Below are 7,282 nucleotides of genomic sequence, written 5' to 3'. Positions count from 1 at the left end.
TGAGGTATGACCGCGATCCGCTCATCCGCTGCGCGGCGATCGAGGGGACATACCCCAGCTTGTCGATCGACGCCTGAACGCGGCGCTGCATTTCCGGTCTTACTTTGGGTTCGTTGTTGATGACCCGACTGACGGTCTGCAGCGACACGCCGGCATCAGCCGCCACATGCTTGATCGTCACAGCTTGGCGACGTCTTGCCATCTCCTATTGGCCCCCCGCGCCAAGTTTCGGAGAATTCACCTCGGGCCTCTGCCAGACATGAACCCAATCGATTTCCATGCGCTTGGGATAGCCGTCGAGCCGCACGCCGCCAAGCCCGCGCGTTTCCGCAAGCTTGCCCCCGATAGCCAGGTTGATGATCAGATGGAATGGCTGATCGAACGGGGCGCCCGGTCGATCAGATCCGGTCGTGGACCAAGCCGAGGCGGGCCGTTCGGCATAGGTCTGCCCATCAACCTGCCAGCTGATCCGGTCAGGCGTCCACTCAACCGCATAGGTGTGAAATTCATTGTCCAGCACCGCGGGAAAGGGAACCTCCTCTCCCGTGTGCTTGTTCCGGGGCGAAACGCCGCCGAAATGGAGCGTGCCAAGGATCGTGTTTTCCCGTCCACCAGGACACTTGGCGCATGGCACGCCCAGGTTGACCGCCTCAAGAATGTCGATCTCGCCCGAAGCGGCCCAGGCTCCGTAGCGGTCCCGTTCCGGCAGCATCCAGATTCCCGGCCATGTCCCTTGCCCCTGGGGAAGGCGAGCACGAATTTCGAACTTGCCATAGCGCCAGGCAGCCTTGCCCTTCGTGGTCAGGCGGGCAGAACTGAATTCGCGTGTTGCCTCGGCGTCCGGATTGATCGCCCCGCGCCGCAGATGCGCGGGCAAGGCCGATCCGGTCACCCGTTCGTGGCGGGCCATGATGACCAGTTTGCCGTCCTCGATCGCCGCGTTGCGGGAAGAACGGGTGTAGCATTGCCGTTCTTCGTTGCCGCCGCCCCAGCAATCGACTTCGAAACCCCATTTCGACCCGTCGATCTTGTCGCCGTCAAACTCGTCCGACAAAACCAGCGTCCAGCCATCCTGCGCGTGGACCGGCCCCGCGAGGGCAACCGCGATGAGCGGGACAATCGCAAGCATCTTCACGCTGCGGCCGCGGAACCGGCAGCGCAATAGCGCGCGATATAGGCCTGATGCGTCGGCAGATTTGCGACCGAGCGATCAACCGTTTCCCTGAGCGAGGCGAGGAACTTGCCCAGTTCCTGTGGCTGCAACCGGGCCGCCAACGGATGCCAGGCCCTGGGCATGATGCCCTGCCCCATCATGACCTGGACCCAGCTGTTTTCCGCGAACAATTCGTCGTTCCGGCGGAAGACGCGGCCCGTTTCACGGAACAGCTCGATCCTGTGTCGCAGCGAAGGCGGAATATCCATGCTCGCGCAATGCCGCCAGAATGCGGAATCCCGGCGTTCGGTGGCCTTGTAATGTAGGATCAGAAACTCGCGGATATGCTCCATGTCGGCCATCTGCTGGTCGTTGAACTCGGCCACATCGCGTTCGCTGATCCGCCCGGCAGGCAGCATTCTGATCAACCGCAGCACGGCGCGCTGGATCAGATGGATGCTGGTGGATTCAAGCGGCTCCATGAATCCGCCCGACAAGCCCACGGCCACGCAATTGCGGTGCCACTGCTGCCGGCGAACCCCCGTCGTATAACCGATCACGTTGGGCTCGGTGAGGACCTGGCCTTCAACCGAACCCAAAAGTCGCTCCAGCGCGGACGCCTTGTCCAGGTAGCGGCTGCAATAGACGATGCCATTGCCCTGGCGGTGCTGCAATGGAATGCGCCACTGCCAGCCGGCATCGTGGGCAATCGCGCGGGTATAGGGGACCGGGGGTCGGACGCTGGCGGTTTGCACCGCGATCGCGGAATCGCAGGGAAGCCAATGGGTCCAGTCATCAAAGCCGACGTGCAACGCGCCGCCGATCAGCAGGGCACGAAATCCCGTGCAATCGACAAACAGGTCGCCAGCGATGCGCCGGTCCCCGTCGAGCCTCAGCGCCGCGATATCGCCGCTTTGCCCATCGAGCTCGACCGAAGCGATGCGCCCCTCCACGCGCGTGACTCCGGCGGCTTCGGCGCGCTGCCGCAGAAAGGCCGCATAGCGACCGGAATCGAGCTGGTAGGCATAATTCATCCGATCGTCGGGGAGGTGGGCGAACTTCCCAGCCAGGGCTGCTTTCAGCTCAAGGCAATAGTCATCATAGCTGTGCTCATCGCCAACCGATTGGCCTTGAAGCCAGAAGTGCTGGAATCCGGCCGACCAGTGATCCTTCCCGGTGATTCCGAAGGAATGGAAATAGCTGTCCCCCACTCCTTTCCAGTTCTCGAACTTGATGCCCAGCTTGAAGGTTGCCTGGGTGGCCCGCATGAACTCTGCTTCATCGATGCCGAGCAGCCGGTTGAACAGGATGATGGGGGGAATGGTGCTTTCGCCGACACCAATCGTGCCAATCGCATCCGATTCGACAAGCGTGACATCGATCAACTCACCCAGGGTGCCGCCAAGCGCGGCGGCGGTCATCCACCCTGCCGTGCCTCCGCCCGCGATCACGACGCGCAGCCTAGCCTGGCCCTGCATTGTCCCGTTCATCGCGAAAGTCCCCGCAGCAGGCGGGCCCGCAACTGGCCCGCGGTTTCAGCGGTAAGGGGCGCAAGAATGCCGCGTCCCGCTGGTGGAAGGTGGTCGGTCACGTCAGCTCCATCGCCAAAGACATAATGGTCGAACAATTCGCGCCAGCGATCCTTGCCCGGTTGTGGCAAGTCTCGCAGCGCCAGGATTGCATGGAACAGGGCATCCTCGGGATTGCCCAGAAAATAGGGCACGTCGCGCCACCAGTAGTTCACCAGGATGTTGAACGGGGCCAACCCTTCGACATGGTGCCACCACAGACTTGGCACGAACAACGCATCGCCGGGTTCCAGTTCGGCGACGAGCGCCGCATCCAGGGCCGCGCGAAATCGCGGATAGGCGGGGAAGTCGGGCGCGCGCAGATCGACCATGCTGACCGGTCGGCCAGCCGGCGTATTGTCCAGCGGGCCAGGGTAAAGGTTTGCGAACTGCTCGGGCGGGAACAGGGTGAAGCGCCGCCGTCCGGCCGCGCAGACGGCAAGGTTGTCGGGGATGTCGTTGTGGGCGGCGATACGCGTCCGAGTGCCAATCCAGATCGATTCGATCAGGCGGCGCTGCCCCAGCGGTAACCGGTTGGCCTCGGCAAGACCCGCGAAGTAGTCATTCATGTCGATCGAGGACAGGTAGAGGGTCGGTGCTTGCGGGTCTTGTTCGGCCTGGGCCATGGCGGCCAGCAATTGCTCCAGCGGAGCCTGCAGCATGGTGAAATTCATGGCCATGGCGGAATCGTAGAACAGCCGGTCATCGCCACCCGAGCGGCCCAAGTTGGCCGGGAAAGAGCGATTTCTGCGATGCTTGAGGAGATAGTCGCGCGCGGCATCGGAGCCTTGCAGCCCGGCGATCACAAGTGGCCAATCAGCTGCCAGGCCCCGAACGACAAACGGCTGGTCCGCTCGTTCGAGGCGCAGGTCGAGGTCTTCTGCCCGGACCACTTCCTCGGCCACACGGGGCAGTCCGGCAAGATGATCGGGAACGTCAGCCATGCCTGGGCATGCTCTTGCGGCGGACCAGTTTTGCCAGGTTGCCAAGTGATGCAAGGGCCATGAAAATCGGTTCAAGGTGGCCTGCCGCATGCAGTTCGGCCAGCACGCCCGGCTCAAGATTGCGGACCATTTCCTCGTGGATCAGATGATAGCCGACCATCCGATGGCTGGCGCCGTTTTCCAGCGTTACGTCCATCGAGAATGGTTCCAGCAGGTTATGCCGGTCCAGCGCCGCGAAGAAATCCGCCCCGGCGCGATAACCTTCATCGAGCGCGCCGAGCATGTCGGCGACTTCATCGAGATAAGGAGTGGGTTTGCCCTCAGCGTCGAACACGGCCATTCCCTCGCCATCGGCAGCAACGCGCGGGTGCGCCATGTCGATATGCACCTGCGCCGGCCCCTGGCCATCGCGTGAGCGACCGATGAGGAAGGGTTGCACGGACATCGACAGGGGGCGGCAACTTGCCATCCAGCGGCCCTCCTCGATGTAGAGGTTCTCGCCCGGTTCGAACCCGAACAAGGCCAATGCGGAAAAGGACTGCCGTTCGGCGTCATAGCGAAACAGGATGGGATATTCGCAGGCCAGTCGCCGAAACTCGGCCGGAACAGCCAGGCTGGCCATCACTCCATCGCCCAAGCCGGTTCCCGCACCAACCCGGATGCGCAGGTTGCCGTGGTCGGTCGGATTGAGGATCTGGTGGCTGTTCATCGTGTAGACCTGCAGTGGATGGGACGATGCAGGATGCGCGAAGGGAGCCGCTCCGGCAAGCGGCGCGGCTCCCTTCTGACTTCTGACCAGGAGGAGATCAGAAGGTGTAGCGCAAACCTGCCGAGTAGCGCGCGTAACCGGGGGCCGCGAAGAAGACAGTCTTGTCGTTTCGCATGTGGCCCTTGCGGTCCGCCTTGGTGATATTGATGCCTTCGACAAACACCGTCATGCCCTTGCGGAATTCCCAGCTCGCACTGAAATCGAACTGGCCATAGGGTTCGACGTAATAGGGATCGAAGCCATAGCCCGACAGGAAGCCGTCACGCCAGTTGTAGGCGATGCGGGCCTGGAAGCCGTTCTTGTCATAGTAGAGAACCGCGTTGGCGCTGTCGCTCACCCCGGTTACGGCGAACTGGGTTGCCGTGTACTGCAGCGTGTTGTCGAACTTGGTATCGCTCTTCACGATCGTGTAGTTCAGCTGCGTGCCGAAACCGGTATCCCAGAAGCTGTGCTGGATTGCGAACTCCCAGCCCTGGAGCTTGGCGACACGATCGCTGTTGCCGGGACGGGTAGTGGTGAAGACCACGCTCGGATCGCCTGCCTGCCCGATAATCCCGCGGGGCACCCCGTTGTTGAACTCCACGACGCTGGGGTTGTTGACCGCCAGCCATGCCAGGATCTGTGAAAAGCCCGGATTGCCGCCAAGCGCCGTACGAGCCGCCTGAACCGCCGCGCCCTGGGCCGGGTTCTTCAGGTCGAAGAGCGGTTCCTGGATCGTCGTATTGGCGATGAAGTTGCTGACATTCTTGTGGAAGTAGCCCACCGAGATGTAGCTTTCGGGGCCGTAGTACCATTCAGCCGACAGGTCGATATTCTTCGATTTGTAGGGTTGCAGGCCCGGATTGCCGCTGCCCGCGGTGCTGCCACCGCCAGGACGCAGCGGCTGGTTGACCGTGATCCCGCCCTGCATCGAAGCATAGTCGGGCCTGGTGATGGTGTGGCTGTAGGAGGCCCGGAGCCTGACGTCCGGGAGCGGCGCGATGTCGAAGTCGAACGCGGGGAGCCAGTTTTCGTATTCCCCCTTGAGCGTCGAGAAGCCCGACTGGCCGCTGAATTTCAGGCCGATTTCGTTGTCGGACACCCAGACCGTGCCGGTTGGCACCGGCACAAGCGCCGCCGAGGTGATCCGGGTCCGTTCGTAACGCAAGCCCATCCGCAGGTTGGTGCGCATGCCAGCCAGATCGAAGCTGTGCTTGGTCTGGATATAGGGCGCAATCGTCTTTTCCTGGATCCGGCGGTCGGTGTCGTACTGCGCAAGGCAGGTGCCCGGCTGGGCCTTGCCCACCCACGCGCGGCTGCATGCGCCGACAGTCGATTCCAGCAGGTTGATCAGCTTTTCGGTGTTGATCTCGAAATAGGTCGGGATAACACCGGAGCCAACGCCCCCGGACATGCCCGCAATCCGGCCAGGAAGGGCAATCGGATTATAGATATCGTCTGGCGTCAGCGAAGGCGGCAGTTCCGACAGGCCGCCCCAGCTGTCGCTCTGGAGGAAGCCGTAAGCCGAGCGCACCTTGTTGTCCGTGTAGGTGACGCCGAAATCGAGGCTTTCGATGAGCGAGCTGTCGAAATCATATCCGCCGCGCAGCGCAACTTCGTTGATCTCGTCCTTCATGTAGGCGTTGCGGAAGGCGTTGCCGGCAGGCTGGATGCTGGCCGCGTTGAGCCCGACGCCGGGGTTCATGACAACCGAAATGGTCGGCATGCCGGTCGTGAAATCAACCTTCTGGCTAGAGACGCCAAAGATCGCGCTGCCGACCGCGATATTGCTGCCGTAAGGACTCGTCGGCTTGCTTTCCGCGGTCGAGTGATGGGCATCCAGTTCAAGGCGCAGACCGCCGGGGCCATCCCAGGCGATATTGCCGCCAACCGAGCGGTTGATGTTGCGATTGGCCGCAAGCGCCCCGGTGATGGCGAGGTCCTTGCCCTCACCGACGCCGAAAGCTTCGGAATAGAACAGCGGCCCCGCGGCCGGCCCGTCGGTCCAGCTGCTGGTGGTATTGACGTGGTTGAACCACACCCCGATCGAATTGGTGCGGGCGTCTACCGTGTTCTGCGAGAAGGTATAATCGAACACCGCCGTCAGCGTGTCGGTCGGCTTGACCTGCAGCACGACCTGGCCGTTGATCCGCTCGCGATCGATGTCGGTAAAGTCGTACCCGGCATTCTGGGTCACCTGGTAGACATCCGTCGGTCCGGGACGGTTGGTGATCTGGTTGAGCAGGTTGGGATTGACGTAAAGGACGCGCCAGTCGTTGCCGTCGATCGGCAGCGAGCCCCAGTTGTTTTCATCGCCCCTGTAGCCTTCGCGCCACCCGGCATTGAACTGGGCAAGGCTGGCCTTGCGGCGATGGTATGAACCGCTGATCAGGATGCCAATGGTATCGTCGGCAAAGGTCTGGCTGACGATGCCCGACACTTCCGGCGTCACCTTGGTGCCTTCGAAGGTGTGGTCGATCACGCCCTTGACTGCGAACGAACCCTGGAACCCGGGGCGGTCCAACGGGCGCGGGGTTTTGATGTTGATGACCGAACCGATCCCGCCGGTGGGCAACGAGGCGCGACCGGACTTGTAGACTTCAACGCCAGCCACGCCTTCGGCAGCAAGGTTGCCGAAGTCGAAGCTGCGCGAGGCAGGCGCCGCGCAGCAGCTGCCCAGCTCGGACGCGGGCATCTGGCGGCCGTTCAGCAGAACCAGGTTGAAGTCGGGCCCGAAGCCGCGCACCGTAACCTTCGAGCCTTCGCCGCTGTTGCGATCGATCGAAACGCCGGTGATGCGCTGCAGCGATTCTGCGAGGTTCGTGTCGGGGAACTTGCCGATGTCTTCGGCGGAAATGGCATCAACCAC

6 protein-coding genes are annotated in these 7,282 nt (G+C 62.5%); all 6 read right to left on the bottom strand.

Annotated elements, in window-relative coordinates:
* The coding region (locus tag ACE3SN_RS15340; protein WP_374531475.1) for a LacI family DNA-binding transcriptional regulator at positions 1–202 on the bottom strand (202 nt) is incomplete at its 3' end.
* Between the two features lie 3 nt (positions 203–205).
* A complete protein-coding gene (locus ACE3SN_RS15335; protein ID WP_374531477.1) occupies positions 206–1,129 on the bottom strand; it encodes a family 16 glycosylhydrolase in 924 nt (307 codons plus the stop codon).
* Between the two features lie 2 nt (positions 1,130–1,131).
* Positions 1,132–2,643 carry a tryptophan halogenase family protein gene (locus ACE3SN_RS15330; protein ID WP_374531473.1) on the bottom strand — a complete coding sequence of 504 codons (1,512 nt, stop codon included), beginning with the start codon at positions 2,641–2,643 and terminating at the stop codon, positions 1,132–1,134.
* The gene (locus ACE3SN_RS15325; protein ID WP_374531471.1) at positions 2,640–3,665 is read right to left on the bottom strand and encodes a cupin-like domain-containing protein; all 1,026 of its coding nucleotides are present in this window, start codon (positions 3,663–3,665) and stop codon (positions 2,640–2,642) included. Before ACE3SN_RS15325 ends, ACE3SN_RS15330 begins: the two co-directional genes overlap by 4 nt.
* Positions 3,658–4,374, bottom strand: coding sequence for a SapC family protein (locus ACE3SN_RS15320; protein WP_374531469.1), 717 nt, complete (start codon positions 4,372–4,374; stop codon positions 3,658–3,660). Before ACE3SN_RS15320 ends, ACE3SN_RS15325 begins: the two co-directional genes overlap by 8 nt.
* A 97-nt stretch (positions 4,375–4,471) precedes the next feature.
* On the bottom strand, positions 4,472–7,282 hold a 2,811-nt coding region (locus tag ACE3SN_RS15315), incomplete at its 5' end, for a TonB-dependent receptor (protein ID WP_374531467.1).

The organism is Novosphingobium sp. (assembly GCF_041915465.1).
Taxonomy (GTDB): Bacteria; Pseudomonadota; Alphaproteobacteria; order Sphingomonadales; family Sphingomonadaceae; genus Novosphingobium.
The sequence above is the reverse complement of the archived record's forward strand: the minus strand, read 5'-3'. Positions and strand labels throughout refer to the sequence as shown.

Excerpts from the sequence above, each read along its gene's own strand:
- ACE3SN_RS15335 (WP_374531477.1), bottom strand. The coding sequence starts at position 1,129 with ATGCTTGCGATTGTCCCGCTCATCGCGGTTGCCCTCGCGGGGCCGGTC.
- ACE3SN_RS15325 (WP_374531471.1), bottom strand. The coding sequence starts at position 3,665 with ATGGCTGACGTTCCCGATCATCTTGCCGGACTGCCCCGTGTGGCCGAG.
- ACE3SN_RS15330 (WP_374531473.1), bottom strand. The coding sequence starts at position 2,643 with ATGAACGGGACAATGCAGGGCCAGGCTAGGCTGCGCGTCGTGATCGCG.
- ACE3SN_RS15320 (WP_374531469.1), bottom strand. The coding sequence starts at position 4,374 with ATGAACAGCCACCAGATCCTCAATCCGACCGACCACGGCAACCTGCGC.